This is a genomic window from Xylophilus ampelinus (assembly GCF_003217575.1).
GTDB classification, from domain to species: domain Bacteria; phylum Pseudomonadota; class Gammaproteobacteria; order Burkholderiales; family Burkholderiaceae_C; genus Xylophilus; species Xylophilus ampelinus.
Genome location: NZ_QJTC01000031.1, coordinates 1 through 23284, shown reverse-complemented (window position 1 = coordinate 23284; position 23284 = coordinate 1). Strand labels below are relative to the sequence as shown.

Below are 23284 nucleotides of genomic sequence, written 5' to 3'. Positions count from 1 at the left end.
CGACTAGAATTTGCGGCTGATTTTAAGGGCTCGCTTCCCGGCGTTCCTTTGCCCCTCGTCCATGCCGCAGCTCTTTCACCGTTCGCCCTTCCAAAGCCCGCGCCCCGGCGCGCCGCGCTGAGGTACGTCCGCATGCAGCAGATCGCGCTCGACATCGGCCTGGCCGCCGGCCCCACGCTCGCGAACTTCTGGCCCGGTCCCAATGCGGCGGCGCTGGAGCACCTTCAGCTCTGGACCGGCGCCGGTGCCGGCGAAGCGAGCCGGGCACCGGTGCCCGCCTACCTCTGGGGCGAGGCCGCCAGCGGCAAGACGCACCTGCTGCAGGCCGCCCGTCAGGCACTGCGCGACCAGGGCGCCACGGTCGGCTGGCTCGACGCCGCCTCGGGCGAAACCGAATACGACGAGAGCTGGACGGCCGTGCTGCTCGACGAGGTCCACCTCTACGACGCTGGTCAGCAGCACACCGCCTTCAACTGGTTCGTCAACGCCCTCACGCCCAAGGACGGCCGCGCCCGATGGGTGCTGGCCGCCGGCGCCGTGCCGCCGGCCGACCTGCGGCTGCGGGAAGACCTGCGCACCCGGCTCGGCTGGGGCCATGTGTTCCAGCTGCAGCCGCTGGGCGAGACCGAGCGCCGCGCGGTGCTGCGGCAGGCGGCCGACGCCCGCGGCGTGGTGCTGGGCGACGACGTGGTCGATTTCATGCTCAGCCGCTTCAGCCGCGACCTGGGCAGCCTGATGCAGCTGCTCGACAGCCTCGACGGCTATGCGCTGCGCACCCAGCGCGCCGTCACCATTCCTCTGCTCAAGGCGATGCTCGCGTCCCAATGAACTCGGCCGCTTCGCTTCCTCGTCCTTTTCTCCCGCTTCCCTAGCCATGGCCGACGCCGTTTCCCCCTCACCCTCGTCGCGGCCCCGGCTGGCGCTGTTCGACCTCGACCACACGCTGCTGCCGCTCGATTCCGACTACGCCTGGGGCGCGTTCACCACCACCCTCGGCTGGACCGACCCGGTGGCCTTCGCCCGCCGCAACGAGGAATTCTTCGCCCAGTACCGCGCCGGCACGCTCGACATCCACGACTACGTGCGCTTCGCCACCGACGCCGTGCGGCTGCAGGGCCCCGATGCGGCCGATGCCGCCCACCGCCGCTTCATGGCCGAGGTGATCGGCCCGGCGCTGCTGCCGGCGGCCCGCGCACTGGTCGAGGCGCACCGCGCCGCCGGCGACGAGACGGTGATCGTCACCGCCACCAACGCCTTCGTCACCCGGCCGATCGCGCAGGCGCTCGGGGTGCGCGAGCTGATCGCGGTCGACCTGGCCCGCGGCGACGACGGCTGGATCACCGGTGCGATCGAGGGCGTGCCCTCGGCCCGCGAGGGCAAGGTGCTGCGGATGGAGGCCTGGCTCGACGCGCGCGGGTGGCGCTGGAACGACGTCGAGACCACCTTCTACAGCGATTCCTTCAACGACCTGGCCCTGCTCGAAAAGGTCGACCACCCGGTCGCCACCAACCCCGACACGCGCCTGCGCGCCCTGGCCGCCGAGCGCGGCTGGCGCATCCTGGATCTCTTTGCGCCCGTGGGCGCCACCGAAGAAGAAAAATGATCAAACAGTTCATCGACAAGCTGCTGGGCAAGAAGGCCCTGTCCGCGGCTGGCGCCAAGGCCGCGAAGCGGCCCAGCTTCGGCAAGCGCGAGGAAGTTCCCGCCAGCGTGCACAACATCGACCCGAATATGGTGGACCGGCGGGCGGTCGAGGTGGTGCGCACCCTGAAGCAGGCCGGCTTCGAGGCCTACGTGGTGGGCGGCGCGGTGCGCGACCTGCTGGTCGGCCTGCGACCCAAGGATTTCGACGTGGCGACCGACGCCACGCCCGAGCAGGTCAAGGGCCTGTTCCGCCGCGCCTTCATCATCGGCCGGCGCTTCCGCATCGTGCACGTGGTCTACGGCCGGGGCCGGGAGCACGAGGTGATCGAGGTCTCGACCTTCCGTGCCTACATGGACAACGCCGCCGCCGAGCAGGTGGCCGGCAACGAGAAGACCAGCAAGAGCGAATTGGCCGGCATGACCCATGCGGTCGACTCCACCGGGCGGGTGCTGCGCGACAACGTCTGGGGCCCGCAGAACGAGGACGCCACCCGCCGCGACTTCACCGTCAACGCGATGTACTACGACCCCGAGACCCAGACCGTGGTGGACTACCACGGCGGCTTCAAGGACGCCCGCAAACGCACGCTGCGGATGATCGGCGACGCCGCCACCCGCTACCGCGAAGACCCGGTGCGCATCATCCGCGCGGTGCGCTTCGCCGCCAAGCTGAGCGGCCTCGGTTTCACGCTGGATGCCAAGACCGGTGCGCCCCTGGTCGCCTCGCAGGCGTTGCTGGCCGACGTGCCCCAGAGCCGCATGTTCGACGAGATGCTGAAACTGCTGCAGACCGGCCACGCGATCGCCAGCGTCGAGCAGCTGCGCAAGCTCGGCATGGCCCGCGGCATCTACCCGCTGCTCGACGTGGTGGTGGAACGCGCCGACCAGCCCTTCGTGAAGGCCGCCCTGCTCGACACAGACCGCCGTGTGGGCGAAGGCAAGCCGGTCGCGCCCAGCTTCTTGCTGGCCACCGTGCTGTGGGACGACGTGCGCACCGGCTGGAACCGCCGGGTGGAGCAGCAGCGCCAGCCGGTGTTCCCGGCGCTGCAGGAGGCGATCGACGAGGTGTTCGACAAACGCATCGGCGACGTGTCGGGCCGCGGCAAGCTGGCCGCCGACATGCGCGAGATATGGGTGATGCAGCCGCGCTTCGAGAAGCGCACCGGCAGCACCCCCTACGGCCTGGCCGAGCAGCCGCGTTTTCGCGCCGGCTTCGATTTCATGCGGCTGCGCGCCGATATCGGCGAGGTCGAGGAAGCGCTGGCCGAATGGTGGCAGGAGTTCAGCACCGCCGACGACCTGCGCCGCCAGGACCTGATCGACCAGATGCGCGAGGAACAGAAGGCCCACATCCGCAAGCCGGCCGCGGGCGAGGGCGCCGCTGCCGCCGCGCCGCGCCCGCCCCGTGCGCGCAACCGCGCGCCCGAGCGGGACGGCGCCGAGCCGTCGCAAGACCCGCCCCGCGCCATGGCAGGCCCGACCGATGCCGCGCAGGAGGACGCCGACGAGCGGCCGGCGCCCGACGGTGCGCAGGAGGGCGATGCCACCGGCGCGCCCCGCAAGCGACGCCGCCGCCGCAAGCCCACCGGCGGCGGTGCCGGCCCGCGCGACGTCGGCACCGGCAGCGACGGGCTGTGACCGCCCTGGACCAGCCTGCGAGCCCCGGGGGCGAGGCGCCCGTCGTGGTGGCCTATGTCGCCCTGGGGTCCAACCTGGGCGATGCTCTCGCCGCGGTGGTCGCCGCTTTCGACGCGATCGCGGCCTTGCCGGAAACCGAGGTGTCGAAACGGTCGGCGCTCTACCGCACCGCGCCGGTCGCAGCCTCGGGACCCGACTACGTCAATGCGGTGGCCGAGGTCCGGACATCGCTTTGCGCGCTGGACCTGCTCCGCCAACTGCAGGCCATCGAGGCCCGTGCCGGCCGCACCCGGCCCTGGTCCAACGCACCCCGCACGCTGGACCTGGACCTGCTGCTGTACGGCGACGAACAGATCGCCCTGCCGGAGTTGCAGGTGCCGCATCCGCGCATGAACGATCGCGCCTTCGTGCTGGTGCCGCTGGCCGAGATCGCGCCGGCCCTGGTGCCGGCGCAGGCCTTCGCGGCCGTGGCGGGGCAGGCCATCGAAAAGATGCCGCAGCGGCCTTTCTAAGAGAAAAAGGGCCGCAGCCGATGTAGTGCGCCGACTTCTAGCTATCAAAAACATAGCAAACGCGCCATGGCGTCGTGTGCTTCGCCTTCGCACGGCGGCCGTGCGCGCCGGGAGAGTATCTCGTCCCGGCCGGCTGTCGGCATACGCCTACAAACCGAGAAACTGCCGTCCGGCGCTGGGCTGGTGCAGTGCAGCACACACTTGCTGCACGGCATTTCGTGCCCCTTCTCCGGACGAGGTTTTCTATGCAATTGTCAGACGACGCGCTTCCTGTCTCCACCACGCCGGAGGATCGGGGCGCGTCTGTGCAAGCGCCTGGTGCGGCCTCTTTGCCCATCCAGGCTTCTTCCCACTACCAGGCTTTCACCACGCTCGGCGCCCATCCGGATACGCAGCACGGCCAGCGCGGCGTCCGGTTCGGCGTGTGGGCCCCCAATGCCCGCGCCGTCGGGGTGATCGGCGACTTCAACGGCTGGGAGCCGCAGCCGCTCGTGCGCAACGCCGACGGCAGCGGCCGGTGGCACGGCTTCATACCGGATGTCGACATCGGCCAGCGCTACAAATTCCGCATCCAGCCGCCGGAAGGCGACGCCTTCGACAAGGCCGACCCGCACGCCTTCCAGGCCGAATGCCCGCCGCTCACCGCCTCGCGCGTCGCCACGCTCGACTACGTCTGGGGCGATGCCGACTGGATGGCCGGCCGTGCCGCACGCCAGGCGCTGGATCGGCCGATATCCGTCTACGAGGTGCACCTCGGGTCGTGGCAGCGCGCCGACGACGGCGCCTACCTCAACTACCGCGACATCGCCCACCGCCTGGCGGCCCATTGCACCGCACTCGGCTTCACACACGTCGAGCTGATGCCGGTAGCCGAGCATCCGTTCTACGGCTCGTGGGGCTACCAGGTCACCGGCTACTACGCGCCCAGTGCCCGCTACGGCACCCCGCAGGACCTGATGGCGCTGGTCGATACGCTGCACCAGCACGGCATCGGCGTGCTGCTCGACTGGGTTGCGGCGCACTTCCCGTCCGACGCGCACAGTCTGGGCGGTTTCGACGGCACCCATCTCTACGAACATGCCGATCCTCGCCTGGGTTTCCACCCGGAGTGGAACAGCCTGATTTTCAACTATGGCCGCTACGAGGTGCGCGATTTCCTGATCGGCAACGCGCTCTTCTGGCTGCACTACTACCACTTCGACGGCCTGCGGGTCGACGGGGTGGCATCGATGCTCTACCTCGATTATTCGCGGGAAGAAGGCCAGTGGCTGCCCAACGAGCATGGCGGCAACGAGAACCTGACCGCGGTCAAATTCCTGCAGCAGCTCAACACTGCCGTGTACGCGGCCTTCCCCGACGTGCACATGATCGCCGAAGAATCGTCGAGCTGGGGCGGCGTGTCGCGTCCGGTGGACCACGGGGGCCTGGGCTTCGGCATGAAATGGAATATGGGGTGGATGAACGACACGCTGCGCTTCATCGAGCGGCCGCATTTCTACCGCGAGTACCACCAGGACGAACTGCGCTTCTCGTTCTGGTACGCCTTCGACGAAAACTTCATGCTGCCGCTGTCGCACGACGAGGTCGTCTACGGCAAGGGCAGCCTGTGGGAGCGCCAACCGGGTGACGACTGGCAGCGCGCGGCGGGCCTCCGGCTGCTGTACGGCTTCATGTGGGGCCATCCCGGAAAGAAGCTGCTCTTCATGGGCGGCGAATTCGGCCAGGAAGCCGAGTGGACCCACGAGGGCACGCTCGACTGGTACCTGTGGGGCCGGCCGCTGCACGCGGGCATCGGCCGCTGGGTGGCGGACCTCAACCGCGTCTACCGCGAAACGCCTGCACTGCACCGCCGCGATTTAGTTGCCGAGGGTTTCTCGTGGGCCCACGCCGAACACGGCCTGCCGACGGTGATGAGCTTCTTCCGCCATGCGGGCGACGGCCAGGGCGACGTGTTGGTGCTCTGCAATTTCACCGCGTCGCCGGTGCAGGCCCTGCGCATCGGCGTGCCGCGCGGCGGCCACTGGACCGAATTGCTCAACAGCGATGCCTCCATCTACTGTGGCAGCGGCATGGGCAACCTGGGCGGCCGCGATGCCGACCCGATCGCCTGCGGCGGCCACGGCCACAGCCTGCTGGTGACACTGCCGCCGCTGGCAGTGGTGATGCTCTCCGATGGCGGCGCCACGTCTTCCGCGCCGCGGCTGGCGGGCAGCGCGAATCCATCCATCTCCAACTGAGGAGCCGACCATGCACAGTACCAAGAACGTCCTGGCCTTCGTCATGGCCGGGGGCGAGGGCTCCCGGCTGCATCCCCTGACGACCGACCGCTGCAAGCCTGCAGTGCCGTTCAACGGCAAGCACCGGGTGGTCGACTTCGTGCTTTCGAACCTGATCAACTCCGATATCTTCTCGATCTACCTGCTGGTGCAGTACAAGTCGCAGTCGCTGATCGAGCATGTGCGCACCGCCTGGACGATGCCGCGTTTCGGTCCCGACCATTTCGTGACCGTGGTGCCGCCGCAGATGCGTAACGGTCCCGAGTGGTTCCAGGGCACGGCCGATGCGGTCTACCAGAACCTGCACCTGATCGAGAGCTTCCGGCCCGATATCGTGGCCGTCTTCGGCGCCGACCATATCTACCGCATGGATGTGCGCCAGATGATCGAATTCCACCAGCAGTCGGGCGCCGACGTGAGCGTCGCCACGCTGCCGGTGCGGCTCGAACAATGCGACCAGTTCGGCGTGGTGGAGGTCGACGCGCAGCACCGCATCACCGACTTCAAGGAAAAGCCCCGGACTGCCGCGCCGATGCCGGGCAGCAGCACCCGTGCGCTGGCCTCGATGGGCAACTACATCTTCGACGCCGACGTGCTGATCGGGGCGCTGAAACGCGCGCACTCCACCGGCGAGAGCGATTTCGGCAAGCACCTCCTGCCGAAGATGGTCGAGAGTCACCGGCTCTTCGCCTACGACTTCGACACCAACGTGATTCCCGGCACCGCGCCTTACGAAGAACACGGCTACTGGCGCGATGTCGGCACGATCGACGCCTACTTCGACGCCCATTTCGATACCCTGGGCGTCACGCCCAAGTTCCGCATGACCAACCGGCAATGGCCGATCTATGCCAGCCACGATCCGTCGGAATCGGCGCAGATCGAGAACGGCGCCATCAACCGCTCGGTCGTCGGCTCGGGCTGCATCGTCGACGGCGCGGTCCTCGACCATGCGATGCTGCGGCGTGCGGTGACGGTGCAGCGCGACGCGCACCTGGAGCACTGCATCGTGATGGAGCGTTCGGTCATCGGCCAGGGCGTGCGCATCCGGCGAGCCATCGTCGACACCGACAACGAGATTCCGGCCGGCGAGCGGATCGGCTTCGACCCGGAGACCGACCGCAAGCGTTTCCACGTCACCGACAGCGGCATCGTCGTGGTGCCGGGCGGCTATTTCTCGGCCGCGACGCGGCGGCACGAGCGGTGCCGGTCCCAGCCTGCTCCGTCGGCTTCCATCCGGCACGTCGCCGACACACCCGTGGCGGCTAACACTTCGCTTTCCCTCCCCACTCTCAATTTGACCAAGGCCACGGCATGAACGCTTCTTCAGACAACGCAAAGGTACAGGCAATGGCGGGTGACAACGCACCGGTGGCCGGACAGGGCTACGAACGGGTTGAGCGCGGCTCGCCGCAGTGCCTGGGCGCCCGTTGGGACGGAAAGGGTACGAACTTCGCGATCCATTCGGTGCCCGCCGAGCGCATCGAGTTGTGTCTGTACTCGGAGGACGGCAGCACCGAGATCGCCCGGGTCGACATGCCCGACCGCACCGGTGACGTGTGGCACGGCTATCTGCGCGGCTGTGCTCCGGGTACCCGCTACGGCTACCGGGTGCATGGCCCGTACCAGCCCGAGGAAGGCCTGCGCTTCAACCCGCACAAGCTGCTGCTCGATCCGTACGCCCTGGCGCTCGACCGGCCTTTACGCGGCGCGGCCGACCAGTACGGCTACGTCCCCGGCACCGAGGAAGAGGATTTCGCCTTCGACGAAACCGACAACGGCGCCGATGCGGTCAAGTGCGTGGTGGTGGATACGGCCTTCGACTGGGGCGACGACACGCCGCCGGCCGTGCCGTGGAACAAGACGGTCTTCTACGAAGTGCATGTGAAGGGCTTCACCTGCCAGCATCCGGACGTGCCGGAGCCTATCCGCGGCAGCTACGCCGCCATGGGATCCGATGCCGCGATCGCGCACCTGAAGCAGATCGGCGTCAACTCGGTCGAGCTGCTGCCGGTGCAGGCCTTCATCGACGACGAGCGTCTGGTCAACGACGGCCTGGTCAACTACTGGGGTTACAACACGCTGGGCTTCTTCGCACCCGAGCCGCGCTACGGCTCGGGCGGCAGCGCCGCGGTGAACGAGTTCAAGTCCATGGTCAAGGCACTGCATGCGGCCGGCATCGAGGTGATCCTGGACGTGGTCTACAACCACACCGGCGAAGGCAACCACCTGGGCCCGACGCTCAGCTTCAAGGGCATCGACCACGCCGGCTACTACCGTCTGAGCCCGGAAGACCGCCGTTTCTGCGTCGACTACACCGGCACCGGCAACACGCTCGACAGCTCCAGCCCGCTGGTGCTGCGCCTGGTGATGGACAGCCTGCGCTACTGGGTGCAAGAGATGCATGTCGACGGCTTCCGTTTCGACCTGGCCTCGACCCTGGGTCGCGGAGTGAACGACTTCGACCAGCGCTCGGCCTTCTTCTCGGTCATCCAGCAGGACCCGGTGCTGGCCAAGGTGAAGCTTATCGCGGAGCCGTGGGACGTGGGCCCGACCGGCTACCAGGTCGGCGGCTTCCCGGCACCGTGGGCCGAGTGGAACGGCAAGTACCGCGACGCGATCCGCGATTTCTGGCGCGGCGAGGACGGCACGCTGCCCGAGTTCGCGGCCCGGCTGTGCGGCTCGGCCGACCTGTTCGGCGGCTCGCGCCGGGGCCCGCTGGCCAGCGTCAACATCGTCACGGTGCACGACGGCTTCACCCTGCAGGACCTCGTCAGCTACAACGAGAAGCACAACGAGGCCAACGGCGAAGACAACCGCGACGGCGAGAGCCACAATCGCAGCTGGAACTGCGGCGCGGAAGGCCCGACAGACGACGAGACGATCACCGCCTTGCGCGAACGCCAGAAGCGCAACATGGTCACCACGCTGTTCATGTCACAGGGCGTGCCTCTGCTGTTGGGCGGCGACGAGATGGGCCGCACCCAGGGCGGCAGCAACAACGGCTACTGCCAGGACAGCGAGATCAGCTGGTACGACTGGTCGGCCGCGCGGCGCGAGGATCCGCTGGTGCAGTACGTGCGCCGACTCTCGGCCTTCCGCAAGAGCCATGCGGTGCTGCAGCGCACGCGCTTTTTCGGCGGCAACGCCGACGAGGCCGGCCGTAAGGACATCGGCTGGTACAGCGTGTGGGGCCTGGAGATGACGCAGGAGGAGTGGACCAGTCCGGGCGTGCGCTGCGTCGTCGCGTTGCTCGACGGCGCCCGTACCGCCGAGGTGGGCGAGAACGGCGACGAGGTCACCGGCGATTCGGTCCTGATGCTGATCAATGCTTCGCCGGACGAGACCGTCTTCACCATGCCGGAATACGCGGGCGCTCCCGCCGGCTGGACGCCGCGCATCGACACCGCGACACCAGACGGGCAACCCGTCGTCGAAGGCGATGTGGCCGATATCACGCCGTGGCATGCCGGCGAGCAGCACAGCCTGCCCGCCCATTCGATGGTGGTCCTGACCCAGCCCGTGCACCCATGACCGAGGCCGTGCACGCGCCGGCTTCGCACGGCAATTCAGGCCGCCATGCCCACGCGATGCCCTTCGGCGCGACGCTGCTGCCGCACGGCGGCGTGCGTTTCCGGCTATGGGCGCCGGCGCTGAAGACGGCCGAGCTGCTGGTGCACGACTCCGAAGACGGCGGCGCGCTGCGCGCCCATGCGGCCACCGCCGCGCAGGGCGGCTGGTTCGAATGCACCGTGTCCGATGCGGCTGCCGGGACCCTCTACCAGTGGCGCGTCGCGGACGGCCTCGTCGTGCCCGATCCGGCCTCCCGGTTCAATCCGAAAGGCGTGCACGGTCCGAGCTGCGTGGTCGATCCGTGCCGTTTCGCATGGGATACCGACTGGAGGGGCCGTCCGTGGGCCGAGGCGGTGATCTACGAAATGCATGTCGGCACCTTCACTCCGGAGGGCACCTATGCAGCCGCCGAGGCCAAGCTGGAAGAGCTGGCCCGGACCGGCATCACCGCGGTCGAACTCATGCCGCTGTCGGATTTCCCGGGCGCGTTCGGCTGGGGCTACGACGGGGTGCTGCCGTTCGCGCCGCACGCGCCGTATGGCGACCCGGAAGCGCTCAAGCGTTTCATCCAGTCCGCGCACCGGCAGGGGCTGATGGTGTTCCTGGACGTGGTCTACAACCACTTCGGCCCGGACGGCAATTACCTCGGGACGTATGCGCCGCAGTTCTTCTCGCAGGTGCACAGGAACCCCTGGGGCAACTCGCTCAATTTCGACCGAGAGGGCAGCGACACGGTGCGCGACTTCTTCGTCCAGAACGCGCTCTACTGGCTGCAGGAGTACCGATTCGACGGGCTGCGGCTCGACGCGATCCATGCGATCGTGGACGACAGCGCGCTCGACGTGATCGACGAATTGGCGCATCGGGTCCGCGACGGCAGCCCGGACCGGCATGTGCATCTGGTGTTGGAGAACGAGGACAACGGCCGCCACCGACTGCCCAGCGCAGGCCGTTACGACGCCCAGTGGAACGACGATTTCCACCATGTGATGCATGTGGTGCTGACCGGAGAAGACGCCGGCTACTACCGGGACTACGGCGACCGGCCGGTGGCCCTGCTGGCCCGCTCTTTGGCCAACGGCTTCCTGTGGGAGGGCGCCGAACGCAGCCCCCAGGGCGCCCGGCAGGAACTGCAGCAGGCGCCGGCGCAGCCGCTGGGGGCGATGGTCAACTTCCTGAACAACCACGACCAGAGCGGCAACCGCGCCTTCGGCGAACGCATGGTCGAGATGGTGCCGCCCGCGTCCGTGCCGGTGGCGACCGCGCTGGTGCTGCTGACGCCGGCCACGCCGATGCTCTTCGCTGGAGAGGAGTTCGGCGCACGCACGCCTTTCCTGTACTTCGCCGACTGGAAAGGCGATCTGCGCGATGCGGTCACCGAAGGGCGCCTGCGCGATTTCGGTCATTTCGCCAAACGCGCCAACGGCGAGACCGGCGAGCCGCCGGCGCCGTGCGAGCGCAGCACTTTCGAGGCCAGCCGGCTCGACTGGGCGTTCGCCGCCTCCGAAAGCGGACAGGCCGTCCGCGGATTCATCGCCCGCGTGCTCGTCGCCCGCCGCAGCTGGTTCGTCCCGCGTCAAAGCAGGCTCAGGACGGGAGCGCACGAGACCCATATGCTGGGCGAGCGCACCTTCGTGTTGCGGTGGCGCTACCACGGCGGCGAAGCGATCGAGCTGCAGGCCAACATGCAGGCCGCGCCGTGGACGGCGGGCCAGGTATCCCCGTGGTCGCCGCTGGCAGATGCCGAGTCCGTGTTCGCGGTCGATGCGATCGAGCCGACCGTGTGGGCGCCCTGGTCGGCCCGCTGGACCTGGGGCCGCGAGACCTGAAGTCCATTCGAGACGGGCTGCGCTTTCGCCGGCCGGCCATGCTGCCTCGTCAGCACTCCGGCACGGCCACTCGCCGCTGTTGCAGCGGAGGTTCCTGGCAGCCGGTAAGCTGTCGCAACGACCATAACAGGACATCTTGTGACCGATACGCCCGCGCCCGGTGCGCTTTCCACCCAGGACGACCGCGAAGGCCTGCTGCGGCTGGCCGCGCAACTCGGCCTCGCCAGCCACTGGAGCGATTTCTACGGAGTGGAGCGCGCCGTGCTCGACGGCACGCTGCGGCGGGCGTTGCAGGCCATGGGCGTGTCGGCCGCGGACGATGCGCAGGTGCACGTCTCGCTCGTCGCCCACGCCGATGCGCAGATGCAGCAGACGCTGCCCCCGGTGGTCGTCCTGCGGGAGGGGGCGGACGAACACGGCATCGGCCTGGACCCGCACACCCCGGACAACAGCCTTTGGTACTTCACCGTCGAAGGACGCGCACGCCAGGAACTGCGCAGCCACCGCGGCGGCAACGGACGCCAGTACGTGGTGCTGCCGGCCGGCCTGCCGTGCGGCTACCACCGGCTCGACGGCCCCGAAGAGAACGCCGGCTACTGCACCGTGATCGTGACGCCGCAGCGCTGCTTCATCCCGCCGGCGCTGCAGTCCGGCGAACGCTGGTGGGGTCCGTGCGTGCAGCTCTATGCGCTGCGGTCCGCGCGCAACTGGGGCATCGGCGATTTCACCGATCTGCGGGTGCTGGTCGGCGGCATGGCGCGGCAGGGCGCGTCTTTCGTCGGGCTCAACCCGCTGCACGCGCTGTTCCCGCACCGCCCCGAGGTGGCGAGCCCGTACAGCCCGTCGAGCCGCAACATGCTCAACGCCATCTACCTGGACGTGGAGGGCGTGCCCGAATTCCACGAGTGCGCAGAGGCCCGGCGTCTGGTCGATGGCGAGGACTTCCAGCACCGCCTGCGGGAGCTGCGCGCGACCGAGCTGGTGGATTATGCGCAGGTCGCCGCCACCAAGATGGGCGTCCTGGAGCTGCTCTGGTCGCACTTCCTCCAGCACCATGTCGCGGCGGAAACCGAGCGGGCCCGGCAGTTCCACGAATTCCTGCGCGCGCGCGGCGAGGCGCTGCGCGACCACGCCTTGTTCGAGGCCCTGCAGGCCCATTTCTTCGCGCTCGACCCCGACGTCTGGGGCTGGCCGGTGTGGCCCGAGGACTACCGCTCGCCCGGCGCGCCGGCCGTGGCCGCCTTCGCGCAGGCGCATGCCGAGAGGGTCGATTTCCGCGCCTGGCTGCAGTGGTTGGCCGAGGAACAGCTGCACGCCGCGCACCGCCGGGCGATCGCGCTCGGCATGGGTCTGGGCCTCTACCGCGATCTGGCCGTGGGCGTCAACGAGGGCGGCTCCGAAACCTGGACCCGGCCCGCTGCTTACGCGCTCGGCATGCATGTCGGAGCACCGCCCGATCCGCTCAACGCGCTGGGCCAGAACTGGGGCCTGCCGCCGCTCAATCCGCAGACCCTGATGGCGGGCCGCTACCAGCCTTTCATCGACACGCTGCGCGCCAACATGCGCGACGCCGGCGCCCTGCGGCTGGACCATGTGATGGGGCTGATGCGGCTGTTCTGGATCGCGCCTTCGGGCGGTTCCTACGTCAGCTACCCGCTGGACGACCTGCTGGGCATCCTGGCGCTCGAGAGCGTGCGGCAGCGCTGCATGGTGGTGGGCGAGGACCTGGGCAACGTCGCGCCCCGGATGCGCGAGGCGATGGAAGAGCGCTCGCTGCTGTCCTACCGCCCGCTGTTCTTCGAGCGTACCTTCGACGGCGGCTTCGTGCCCCCGCAAGAGTGGCGGCCCCAGGCGCTGGCGGTGGTCAGTACCCATGATCTGCCCACGCTGAGCGGCTTCTGGAGTGGCGACGACATCGAGCTGCAGGCCCGGCTGCACCTCTACCCCGATGCGCAGGCGCACGGCCAGCAGGTGCTCAACCGCTCGTCCGACCGGGTCCAGCTGCTGCTGGCGCTCGATCGCGAGGGCCTGCTGCCGTCCGGCGTCAACGTGCATCCCACGTCGCTGCCCGAAAGCACGCCGCCCTTCGTCGATGCGGTGCACGCCTTCATCGCGCGCACGCCGTGCCTGCTGCTCGGCGTGCAATTGGAAGACATCACCCAGCAGAAGCTCCAGGTCAACGTGCCCGGCACGTCGGAAGACGTGTTTCCCAACTGGCGCCGCAAGCTGTCGGTGGAGGTGGAAGACCTGGCCGGGGACGCCCGCATGGCGTCGGTCGCCGCGGTGCTCCGGGCGCGGCGCAGCGCCTCGTTCCAGCAGCCGGCGGTGGAGGCGGGGGAGTTGCCGGCGCTGGAGACCGCACGCATTCCGAGCAGCACCTACCGGATCCAGTTCCAGGCGGACCTGACCTTCGACCATGCGACCGCGGTGGTGCCCTATCTGCATGCGCTCGGCATCAGCCACCTCTACGCCTCGCCCTACCTGCGGGCCCGGGCCGGCAGCACCCACGGATACGACATCGTCGACCACAACGCGCTCAATCCCGAGGTGGGCGACGAGCAGGCCTTCGACCGCATGTGCCGCGCGTTGCGCCGCCACGGCATGCACCAGATGCTCGACATCGTGCCCAACCACATGGGCGTGCTCGAGGCCGACAACGCCTGGTGGCTCGACGTGCTGGAGAACGGCCCCTCGGCCCGCCACGCCGAGACCTTCGACATCGAATGGGAACCCGCCGCGCCCGAGATGGCCGGCAAGGTGCTGCTGCCGGTGCTGGGCGACCACTACGGCCGGGTGCTGGAGGCGGGCGAGTTGCACACCGCCTTCGTGGCCGAGACGGGCGAGTTCTGGCTGAACTATTACGACCACCGCTTTCCGATCGACCCCTGCGACTACCCCGCCATCCTCGCGGTGTTGCCGATGCCGGTGGCCTTCGACGAGGCCCAGCGCGATGCGCACGCGGTGGTCGAATCGCTGCTGCATGCCCTGGCGACACTGCCGCCGCGCAGCGACCTGTCGCCCGAAGGCCGGGCAGCGCGCGACCGCGACCGGCCGCTGCACAAGCGCTCGCTGGCGCGCATGGCCCGTACCCACGCCTGGCTGGAAACCTGGATCCAGGCCTGCCTGAAGCTGCTGAACGGGACGCCGGGAGAGCCCGCCAGCTTCGACGGTCTCGATGCGTTGATCCGCCGCCAGGCCTACCGCCTGGCCTATTGGCGGGTGGCGGGCGACGACGTCAACTACCGCCGCTTCTTCGACGTGAACACGCTGGCCGGCGTGCGCCAGGAGCGCGAAGACGTGTTCGACGCCACCCACCGCCGGGTGCTGCGCTGGCTGCAGGACGGCCGCATCGCCGCCCTGCGGATCGACCATCCCGACGGCTTGTCTGACCCGCGCGGCTACTTCGAGCGGCTGCAGGGCCGCTACGCCGCGCAGGCCGATGCCGAGGGCCGCAGCCGGCGCGCGTTGTACCTGGTGGTCGAGAAGATACTGGACGCCGACGAAGCCCTGCCGCGCGAGTGGCCGGTGCACGGCGGGACCGGCTACCGCTTCTCCAGCCTGGTCAACGGCCTGTTCGTCGACCGCGAGCAAGAAGCTGCCTTCGACGCGCTCTACGCCCGCTTCACCGGCGAGCACGACCGCTTCGACGACATCGTCTTCGAGGCCAAGCTGCACGTGATCTACAACGCCCTGTCGAGCGAGCTGGGCTGGCTGACCGAGGCGCTCTACCGCATCGCCCGCAGCGACCGGCGCAGCTGCGACTTCACCCGCAACCGCCTGAGCCAGGCGATGGCGACGGTGGCCGCCTGCTTCCCGGTCTACCGTACCTACATCCGTTCGCAGGACAGCGCAGTGCGCCCGGCCGACACGGCGGTGATCGACCGCGCGGTGCGGGAGGCGCGCCGCCGCAGCGCGGGGGCCGAGGTGTCGGTGATCGAGCACCTGCGCGGCGTGCTGCTGGGGGCCTGCGACGTCGCCGACCCGGCGCGCCGGGCGCTCACCATGCGCTTCATCTCGCGCTGGCAGCAGTTCACCGCGCCGGTCATGGCCAAGGCGATGGAAGACACGGCCTTCTACCGCTACAACCGGCTCGTGTCCCTCAACGACGTAGGCGGCGATCCGCGGCGCTTCGGCACGTCGGTCGACGAGTTCCACAAGGTCAACGGCAGCGACATGGCCTCGCGCCCGCACTGGCTGCTGGGCACATCGACGCACGACAGCAAGCGGTCCGAAGACCTGCGCACCCGGATCGACGTGCTCTCGGAAATCCCGCAGGAGTGGCATGCCGCGCTGGAGCGCTGGCATGCCGCCGCCGTGCCGTTGCGCGGCCAGGTGGACGATGCGCCCGCGCCGACGCCCAACGACGAATACCTGTTCTGGCAGACGCTGCTCGGCGCTTGGCCGCTGGTGCGTCCCGGCGACGCTGCGCGCGAGGACCTGCGCGAACGGCTGCAGGCCTACATGCAGAAAGCGGTGCGGGAAGCCAAGCGCAGCACCAGCTGGGTCGATCCTAACGAGGGATACGAGACGGCGCTGGCGGCCTACGTCGACGGCGTGCTCGATCCCGCGAGGAGTGCCGCGTTGCTGGCGGACGTGCAGGCCTTCGTCGACCGCATCGCGCCCTTCGGCTGCTGGAGCAGCCTGTCGCTGGTGGCGCTGAAGCTCACCGCGCCCGGGGTGCCCGATATCTACCACGGCTGCGAGCAGTGGAACTTCAGCCTGGTCGATCCCGACAACCGCCGCAAGGTCGACTTCGCGGCCCTGGCGGCGTCGCTGGACACGCTGCAGCCGATGTACGCCGACGGCGCGCTGCCGGGCGCGGCCCAGTGGGATGCGCTGCTGGACGGGTATGCCGACGGCCGCATCAAGCAGCTCGTCACCTGGCGGCTGCTGCAGCTGCGCCGGGCGCACCCCGAGGTCTTCGCCGCGGGCGGCTACCTGCCGCTGGCCGCCACCGGTACGCATGCCAGGCAGCTGGTCGCGTTCCAGCGCGGCAGCGGCGAATCGGTGGCGGTCACCGTCGCCGGGCGTTTCCTGCGCAGCATGGACCCGCGGGGCGATGCCAGGGGGTGGACCGCGGCCTGGAGCGACACGCGCGTCGTGCTGCCCGGTGCGGAGACGTCCGCACCGGCAGGCGGCTGGGTAGACTGGATCACCGGTACGCCGGTCGTCGTGGTGGCCGACGGCACCGGCCTGGCCGCGGCGGTCGTGCTGAAGACGCTGCCGCTCGCGGTGCTGGTGCCGGCCCGGTGGATGGAGGCCGCGTGAACGTCCTGTTCCTCACGCCGGAGTACGCGCCCTGGGTCAAAACCGGCGGCCTGGGCGACGTGAGCGGTGCGCTGCCGCCCGCGCTGGCCGCCCTGGGTCACGACGTGCGGGTGCTGATCCCCGCGTACCGCGCGTTCGCGGCCTTGCCTGCCGATATGCCGCGCACCCCGGTGGCCGAGATTCCGGCGCGGGACGGCTGGCCTGCCGCACGCATCGACAGCGTGCCCCAGCCCGCTGGCGTGACCCTGCTGCTGCTCGAATGCCCCGAGCTGTACGACCACGACGGCGGCCCCTACCTCGACGCGCAGGGCAGGGACCACTGGAACAACGCCCGGCGCTTCGGCTTCCTGGCCCGCGTCGGTGCCTGGCTGTCGACCGAGGGCTCGCCCTGGCCCGCATGGCTGCCCGACATCCTGCACGGCCACGACTGGACCTGCGGCTTGGCCCCGTTCTACCTGCACTTGGCGCGTCAGCAGGGCCTGGCCACCGCCGCCAGCACGATCACGATCCACAATCTGGCTTTCCAGGGCCTGTTCTGGATGCTCGATGCCGACATGCTCGGCATCCCCTCCGAATGGCGGCATGTGGACGGAGTGGAGTTCTACGGTCTGGTCTCGATGCTGAAGGCTGGCCTGCTGTTCTGCGACGCGATCACGACGGTCAGCCCCACCTACGCCAAGGAAATCCAGACCGAGGCTCTGGGCGTCGCCCTGCACGGCCTGCTGCAGTCGCGGGCCGACCGGCTGCACGGCATCCTCAACGGCATCGACACCGACGTGTGGGACCCGGAGGTCGATCCCCTGCTGCCCAAGCGCTACCGCATCGGCACTATGGGCGGCAAAGCCGTCTGCAAGGCAGTGCTGCAGCGCGACTGCGGCCTGACCGTCTCGTCCGACGCGCCGGTGTTCGGACTCGTCAGCCGGCTGACCGAGCAGAAGGGCATCGACCTGATCGTCGGTGCCCTGCCATGGATCCTGGCGCAGGGCGGGCAGCTGGTCGTGCTGGGGCAGGGCGATGCCGCGCTGCAGAACGCATTGCGGGCGGCGGCCGCTGCACATCCGACGCAGGTGAGCATGCAGACCGGCTTCGACGAAACCCGCGCCCACCGGATCGAAGCCGGTGCCGATGTCTTCCTGATGCCGTCGCGCTACGAGCCCTGCGGCCTGAACCAGATGTACAGCCAGCGCTACGGCACGCCGCCGCTGGTGCATGCCACCGGCGGGCTGGCCGACTCGGTCGTCGACCTGTCGGCCGGCAAGCAGGCCGGCACCGGCATCGTGATCCGGGAGCCGACCGTCCTCGCCCTGACCGAAGGTCTGGACCGGGTCCGCTTCGCCTTCGCCGACAAGCCGCTGTGGCAGGCGCTGCGGCGCAACGGCATGCGGCGGGATTTCGGCTGGCAGGTCAGCGCGAAGCGCTATGCCGCGCTGTACGAAAGCCTGCGCAGCAGCCGCTAGGCGAGGCGGCGAGGCGGCGAGGCGGCGCCCGCGAATGCTCGCCGTGTTTTGCTATTATTAATCTAGCAATAGGTCGTTGCATTATGCTGGCTTCGGCCTGTTTTCACTCCTAGTTCAAAGCGGTCTGAAGCTATTGCCTGCCCCGACGTGCCCCGCGCCGGCGATGCGCGTCCCACACGGCGACTCGCCAGCCGCTGACAAGCCGCGTGGCTGCCACGGGCTACCGTGCGGCATGCATCGCGAATCCGAACTGGCCGCCGCCCTGGGGCCCTTGCCCTGCCTGGTGTCTCTCGATGCCTTCGGCGGTCCTGGCGATGCTGCCCCGCTGCGGAACATGGCCCGTGCCTTCGCAGCCGAGGCACAGACGGCCACCACCCGTGCGCACGGGACGCTGCGCCGCTTCCGATGGCTGGCTGCGATCACCGGTTGCGACGTGGTCGTCGGCAAGCTGTTCGAGCCGCATCTGGATGCTCTGTCCATTCTCGAAGAGCTGTGTGGCGCGGCCTGCGACATCGTGGACCGGCTGGCGCTGCCTGCCGAGCCCTTGTGGGCGGTCTGGGCAGCGGAAGGCCCCGGACGGCTGGATGCCGCGCAGGCCGCAGACGGTGCGTGGCGGTTGCAGGGATGCAAAAGCTGGTGCTCCGGCGCCGCGCGCGTGGATGCCGCGCTCGTCGGCGCCCGCGATGCGGGAGGCGAGCTCCGCCTCTTTGCGGTATCGCTCGAATCCACGGGAATCGAGATGACCCGGGAAGGATGGTCGGCAGTCGGCATGGCCCAGACGGACAGCGTGGACGTGCTGTTCCACGACGTGCCGGCCGAGTCCGTCGGCGGCGTCGGCAGCTATGTCGACCGTATCGGCTTCTGGCACGGCGCAGCCGGTATCGCCGCATGCTGGCACGGTGCCGCGGTCGCGATCGCCCAGCCGCTGCGGGAGCGCGCTGCACGTGGCCGCGCGCAGGGAGACCCTTTTGTACTGGCGGCGCTGGGGGCGGTGGATGCATCCTTGGCATCGTCCGCCCTGGCACTGCGCGAAGCTGCTGATGCCATCGACCTGCACCGCGGCGGCGGCGGGCCTGCCTTCGGCCAGCGCGAGGCACTGCGGTTACGCGCCGTGGTCGAAACGGCCGCGCAGGGGGTGATCGACCATACCGGCCGAGCGCTGGGCGCCGGGCCGCTCTGCCGCGACGCCGCGCATGCGCGCCGCGTCGCGGACCTGACCGTGTTCCTCCGGCAGAGCCACGCCGAACGAGATCTGGCGGCGCTCGGCGCCCGCGTAGCCCACGAAGGAGACACGCCATGGATGCTGTGATCGCGATGCACAAACCCCTTGCCGCCCGTGCCTGGGATCCGCGGCCCGACAAGCGTCCATCCGCACCGGCGCTCCGGCCTGCGTTGCAGGTCGCGCCTGCGTCCCTTGTGCCTGTGGGGCCCTACGGTCCCGGCCGGGTGGTGCTGGTAGCGCCGCATCCCGACGACGAGGTGCTGGCGCTGGGGGCCACGCTGGCGCAGCTCTGCGCACGCGGCCACGCCATCCACATCTATGCGGTGACCGACGGGGAGGGCAGCCATCCCCGCTCAGCCGAATGGACCCCGGATCGCCTGCGGTCGGAGCGGCCGCTCGAGACCGAGCGGGCATTGGCCCGGCTGGGCATCCGGGCGACGGTCGAACGGCTCGGACTTCCGGACGGCGGGGTCGCCGACCACGAGAAGCACCTGGCCCGGCGACTGCAACTTCGCAGCGACGACACCGTCTTCGTGACCTGGCGCCATGACGGCCATGCCGACCACGAAGCCTGCGCACGCGCCACCTTGGCCGCCGCGCGCAGCTCCGGTGCCCATTGCATCGAATTCCCGGTGTGGGCGCTGGTGCCCGGCCATGCCGCACACCAGGGCTTGCGAGGGCGGCGGATGCAGCAGGTTGTGGTGAGCCCGGTGTTCGCTGCGGCCAAGCAGCAGGCCATGGCAGCATTCGGCAGCCAGCTGCAGGCCGACGCGGACACACCGCCGGTCTTGACGCCGCAGGCCCTGTCGGTATGGCGCCAGCCGACCGAATGGTTGCTGGCATGAGCGGCTGTGGCACGTGCGCGGGCCGCGTGGCGCATGCACGAACGGCCGGTCCGATGATGATTGTCGGCTCCGTTGTTGTGTCACGCTTTTGCGCAGCACAGAAACAGGCTCGGCGATGAACAGCGCCGTGATCGAACGATCTGCGGAAACACCCGATCAGGTACGCACGCATTTCGACGCGCTGCACCGCGACCGATCCGATCCGTGGGGCGTGCGCTCCCGCTGGTATGAGCGACGCAAGACCGGTCTGATCATGGCCGCCCTTCCGCGAGAGCGGTATGCATCGGTATTCGAACCCGGATGCTCGATTGGTGGAAACTCGGTCGCCTTGGCGGGCCGGTGCGACCGTCTGGTGGCCAGCGATGCGAGCGCCCCGGCGGTCGAGCGTGCGCGGCACGCATTGGCCTCCTTTCCCCACGTCCGTGTCGAGCAGTGGTATTTGCCGTGGCAGTGGCCGGCACAACGGAGCGATCTGGTCGTGGTGTCCGAGTTGGCCTACTACCTGGACGACGACGCCTTCGACCGGTTTCTCGCATGGGTGCCGGAGGCGCTGCACGAAGGCGGCCATCTGCTGATGTGCCACTGGCGTGCGCGCATCGGCGATGCCCACCGTAGCGGCGACGCGGTGCACGGCGCAGCATTGCAGCAGCTGCACCTGCTGCGCGTCGGTGGATGGCAGGACGACGATATGCGCATCGACGTTTGGCAGCGCGGTGGCGATGCGTCGGTCGCTGCTGTAGGGGGGGCTCAGGAGGCCCTTGCGCAGGAGGGGGCGTCCGCATGATCGGCGTATGCGTTCCGGCACACGACGAAGCCCTGGAGATCGAGGCGTGTCTGGCTTCCATCCAGGAGGCGGCGCGCCACGTGCTCGGCGAGCCGGTCCGGATCGTGGTGGTGGCCGATGCCTGTAACGACGATACCGCCGCCATCGCCCGTGCCGCGGGCTGCGACGTGCTGACACTGGATGTCCGGTGCGTCGGCGCGGCCCGTGCCGCGGGCGCGGACTATCTCCTGGCGCTCGGCGTGCGGTGGATGTGCTGCACCGACGCCGACACCCGCGTTCCACCGCACTGGATCACGGTGCAGCTCGCCTGCGGTAGCGACGCGGTGTGCGGAACGATCGGCGTGGACGACTGGCGCGAGTATCCCGCCCACGTGGCCGAAGCCTTCTATTCGCATTACCAGGATCGCGATGGCCATCGCCACGTGCATGGTGCCAACTTCGGCGTTTCGGCCGCGTCGTACCGACTGGCGGGCGGGTTTATGTCCTTGGTCGCACATGAGGATGTGCGCTTGGTGGAAATGCTGCTGTCGCAGCAGGCATCGATCGCCTGGGTGCGCGACCCGCATGTCTTGACCAGTGCGCGACGGCTGGCGCGTGCGCCGGCGGGTTTTTCGCATTGGCTCGGCATGCAGTGGGAAGCGGTACCTGCGGGCACAACTTCCGCGCACGCAGCCATCGCTGGCTGAACGCGTCGAACGACGCGATGGTCAGTCGATTTTGGCGCCGGTCGTCTTGACCACTTGCTGGTACTTGGCCAATTCCCGTTGCATGAACTGGGCGAATTCCTGCGGGCTGCCGGAGACCGGATCGGCCAGCAGACGGGCGAACCGGGTCTTCGTTTCGGGGGCCTGCAAGGCGGCCACGAACGCCTGGTTCAACCGCGCGATCACTTCGTGCGGCGTGCGGGCCGGCGCCACCAGCCCCCACCATGTGGCGATCGCAAAACCCTTCAGGGTATCGGCCACGGGCGGCGCATCCGGCAGGACGGGGCTGCGCTGTGCGGTCGTCACGGCGAGGGCCTAGAGCCTGCCGGACCGGATGTTCGATGCAGCCGTCGCAAGATTGTCGAAGTCCGCTCGGCCCGACAGAAGCGTCAGCTGCGCCGGGTTTCCGCCGTTGTACGGGACGTGCAGCGCATAGATGCCGGCCTGCTGCTTGAACATTTCTTCGCCAGCCAGACGCCCGGCGCTGCCGTTGCCGCCGCTCGCATAGTTGAGCTTGGCCGGGTTTTTCTTCGCGTAGACGATCAGATCGGCCACGTTGGAGATGTGCAAGCGCTGCGCCGTTTCGGCATTCATGACCAGCACGTTCGGGACCCGCACCATCTGCGTGATCGGCGCGAAATCCGCGGCCGCATCGTAGGGCATGTGGATGTAGAGCCATGGGTTGACCGCGTGCGTGGCCGTCGCGGCGATGCCGATCGTCAGTCCGTCCGGTGCGGCCTTGGCCACCGCGTCCGCACCGATGTTGCCGCCGGCTCCCGGCTTGTTGTCGATGATCACATGGCCCAGCGAATGCTGCACCGCTTCGGCCAGCACCGGCGCAGTCACGTCGATCGGGCCGCCCACCGCGTAGGGCACGACCAGCCGAATCGGCCGGCCCCCAGTTACTTGCGAGAAAGCGGGCAGGTGAAAAGCCGCAGCCGCAGCGGCGACGCAGAGCAGGAGCATGCGGCGGTTCATCACGATCTATTGTGATGAAGCATCTGCCGTGGGAACGCGCACTTACCTGGTGCTGTCCGTCCGATATGGGGCGGCACCGGGACATAGCGCCGCGGCAAGGGAAAAAACTTCCGTCGCGTTACAGGTAGCGGGCATGGAGCCCCCGCCCGGGGCATCGCTCTTGCCAGGCAGGATGGTTAGGTGCAACAGATGGCGCACGGTAAATTGACCCTGGCGACATACGCGTCGTTAGATGTCCCGGACTGTGCTACATTTGAAGGCTTCGCTGCATTAAGGCGGTATTTCGGGGCTGGTCGATGCGCAGCGAGGTGAGCAAGCCGAAGAACGTGCTTCGGTATTGCAAGATGCCGCTGGGCGGCTTTGAGTTCCGGTGTACGATTGAGGTCTGCGCGGGATTTGGCGGACTGGTTGCGGAGCTGCCTAGGCGGTGTTTGCGGTGGTCGGGTTGGATTGTGCGCAAGCGAAAAGAGTTTGACGGTGTTTAAGAAGCCGTGCTAGAATTTGAGGCTCTGCTGATCGCAGCGGGGTTGGTGGGTGAGGCGAGAGTCTTGCTT

The 23284-nt window shown here is 68.9% G+C and carries 14 protein-coding genes and 1 pseudogene; 14 read left to right on the top strand and 1 reads right to left on the bottom strand.

Going from position 1 to position 23284, the window contains the following annotated elements:
• The first annotated feature begins 132 nt into the window (after nt 1-132).
• The 14 genes from hda to DFQ15_RS15505 all read left to right on the top strand — a co-directional run bounded on the left by hda (nt 133) and on the right by DFQ15_RS15505 (nt 21734).
• The gene (hda, locus tag DFQ15_RS15570) at nt 133-828 is read left to right on the top strand and encodes a DnaA regulatory inactivator Hda (protein ID WP_110466856.1); all 696 of its coding nucleotides are present in this window, start codon (nt 133-135) and stop codon (nt 826-828) included.
• Nucleotides 829-874: 46 nt separating this feature from the next.
• Nucleotides 875-1603 carry an HAD family hydrolase gene (locus DFQ15_RS15565; RefSeq protein ID WP_110466855.1) on the top strand — a complete coding sequence of 243 codons (729 nt, stop codon included), beginning with the start codon at nt 875-877 and terminating at the stop codon, nt 1601-1603.
• Nucleotides 1600-3282, top strand: coding sequence for a polynucleotide adenylyltransferase PcnB (gene pcnB / locus DFQ15_RS15560; RefSeq protein WP_110466854.1), 1683 nt, complete (start codon nt 1600-1602; stop codon nt 3280-3282). The genes DFQ15_RS15565 and pcnB overlap by 4 nt, the downstream gene beginning before the upstream one ends.
• Complete coding sequence (gene folK, locus DFQ15_RS15555; protein WP_233504551.1) at nt 3279-3794, top strand: 2-amino-4-hydroxy-6-hydroxymethyldihydropteridine diphosphokinase; 516 nt, start codon at nt 3279-3281, stop codon at nt 3792-3794. Before pcnB ends, folK begins: the two co-directional genes overlap by 4 nt.
• 329 nt (nt 3795-4123) lie before the next feature.
• A complete protein-coding gene (glgB, locus tag DFQ15_RS15550; protein WP_233504550.1) occupies nt 4124-6031 on the top strand; it encodes a 1,4-alpha-glucan branching protein GlgB in 1908 nt (635 codons plus the stop codon).
• Between the two features lie 10 nt (nt 6032-6041).
• The gene (locus DFQ15_RS15545) at nt 6042-7388 is read left to right on the top strand and encodes a glucose-1-phosphate adenylyltransferase (protein WP_110466852.1); all 1347 of its coding nucleotides are present in this window, start codon (nt 6042-6044) and stop codon (nt 7386-7388) included.
• Entirely contained in the window at nt 7385-9604 is a 2220-nt protein-coding gene (gene glgX, locus DFQ15_RS15540; protein WP_233504549.1) for a glycogen debranching protein GlgX, read from the top strand. The genes DFQ15_RS15545 and glgX overlap by 4 nt, the downstream gene beginning before the upstream one ends.
• Nucleotides 9601-11472 (top strand): malto-oligosyltrehalose trehalohydrolase, encoded by a 1872-nt coding sequence (gene treZ / locus DFQ15_RS15535; protein ID WP_110466850.1) that lies wholly within the window; start codon nt 9601-9603, stop codon nt 11470-11472. Before glgX ends, treZ begins: the two co-directional genes overlap by 4 nt.
• Nucleotides 11473-11610: 138 nt before the next feature.
• Nucleotides 11611-16740, top strand: coding sequence for a malto-oligosyltrehalose synthase (locus DFQ15_RS15530; RefSeq protein WP_158529085.1), 5130 nt, complete (start codon nt 11611-11613; stop codon nt 16738-16740).
• Entirely contained in the window at nt 16737-18197 is a 1461-nt protein-coding gene (glgA, locus tag DFQ15_RS15525; protein ID WP_110466865.1) for a glycogen synthase GlgA, read from the top strand. Before DFQ15_RS15530 ends, glgA begins: the two co-directional genes overlap by 4 nt.
• A gap of 232 nt (nt 18198-18429) precedes the next feature.
• Nucleotides 18430-19506 (top strand): acyl-CoA dehydrogenase family protein, encoded by a 1077-nt coding sequence (locus DFQ15_RS15520; RefSeq protein ID WP_110466848.1) that lies wholly within the window; start codon nt 18430-18432, stop codon nt 19504-19506.
• Nucleotides 19494-20264 (top strand): PIG-L deacetylase family protein, encoded by a 771-nt coding sequence (locus tag DFQ15_RS15515; protein ID WP_199399897.1) that lies wholly within the window; start codon nt 19494-19496, stop codon nt 20262-20264. Before DFQ15_RS15520 ends, DFQ15_RS15515 begins: the two co-directional genes overlap by 13 nt.
• Nucleotides 20265-20379: 115 nt before the next feature.
• The gene (locus tag DFQ15_RS15510; RefSeq protein WP_110466847.1) at nt 20380-21048 is read left to right on the top strand and encodes a class I SAM-dependent methyltransferase; all 669 of its coding nucleotides are present in this window, start codon (nt 20380-20382) and stop codon (nt 21046-21048) included.
• Entirely contained in the window at nt 21045-21734 is a 690-nt protein-coding gene (locus DFQ15_RS15505; RefSeq protein ID WP_110466846.1) for a glycosyltransferase, read from the top strand. The genes DFQ15_RS15510 and DFQ15_RS15505 overlap by 4 nt, the downstream gene beginning before the upstream one ends.
• Nucleotides 21735-21755: 21 nt before the next feature.
• Here the strand turns inward: DFQ15_RS15505 and DFQ15_RS15500 are convergent.
• Nucleotides 21756-22730 (bottom strand): annotated as a pseudogene (locus DFQ15_RS15500) (tripartite tricarboxylate transporter substrate binding protein).
• Nucleotides 22731-23284: the final 554 nt, after the last annotated feature.

Excerpts from the sequence above, each read along its gene's own strand:
- hda (WP_110466856.1), top strand. The coding sequence starts at position 133 with ATGCAGCAGATCGCGCTCGACATCGGCCTGGCCGCCGGCCCCACGCTC.
- DFQ15_RS15565 (WP_110466855.1), top strand. The coding sequence starts at position 875 with ATGGCCGACGCCGTTTCCCCCTCACCCTCGTCGCGGCCCCGGCTGGCG.
- pcnB (WP_110466854.1), top strand. The coding sequence starts at position 1,600 with ATGATCAAACAGTTCATCGACAAGCTGCTGGGCAAGAAGGCCCTGTCC.
- DFQ15_RS15545 (WP_110466852.1), top strand. The coding sequence starts at position 6,042 with ATGCACAGTACCAAGAACGTCCTGGCCTTCGTCATGGCCGGGGGCGAG.
- glgX (WP_233504549.1), top strand. The coding sequence starts at position 7,385 with ATGAACGCTTCTTCAGACAACGCAAAGGTACAGGCAATGGCGGGTGAC.
- treZ (WP_110466850.1), top strand. The coding sequence starts at position 9,601 with ATGACCGAGGCCGTGCACGCGCCGGCTTCGCACGGCAATTCAGGCCGC.
- DFQ15_RS15520 (WP_110466848.1), top strand. The coding sequence starts at position 18,430 with ATGCATCGCGAATCCGAACTGGCCGCCGCCCTGGGGCCCTTGCCCTGC.
- DFQ15_RS15515 (WP_199399897.1), top strand. The coding sequence starts at position 19,494 with ATGGATGCTGTGATCGCGATGCACAAACCCCTTGCCGCCCGTGCCTGG.
- DFQ15_RS15510 (WP_110466847.1), top strand. The coding sequence starts at position 20,380 with ATGAACAGCGCCGTGATCGAACGATCTGCGGAAACACCCGATCAGGTA.
- DFQ15_RS15505 (WP_110466846.1), top strand. The coding sequence starts at position 21,045 with ATGATCGGCGTATGCGTTCCGGCACACGACGAAGCCCTGGAGATCGAG.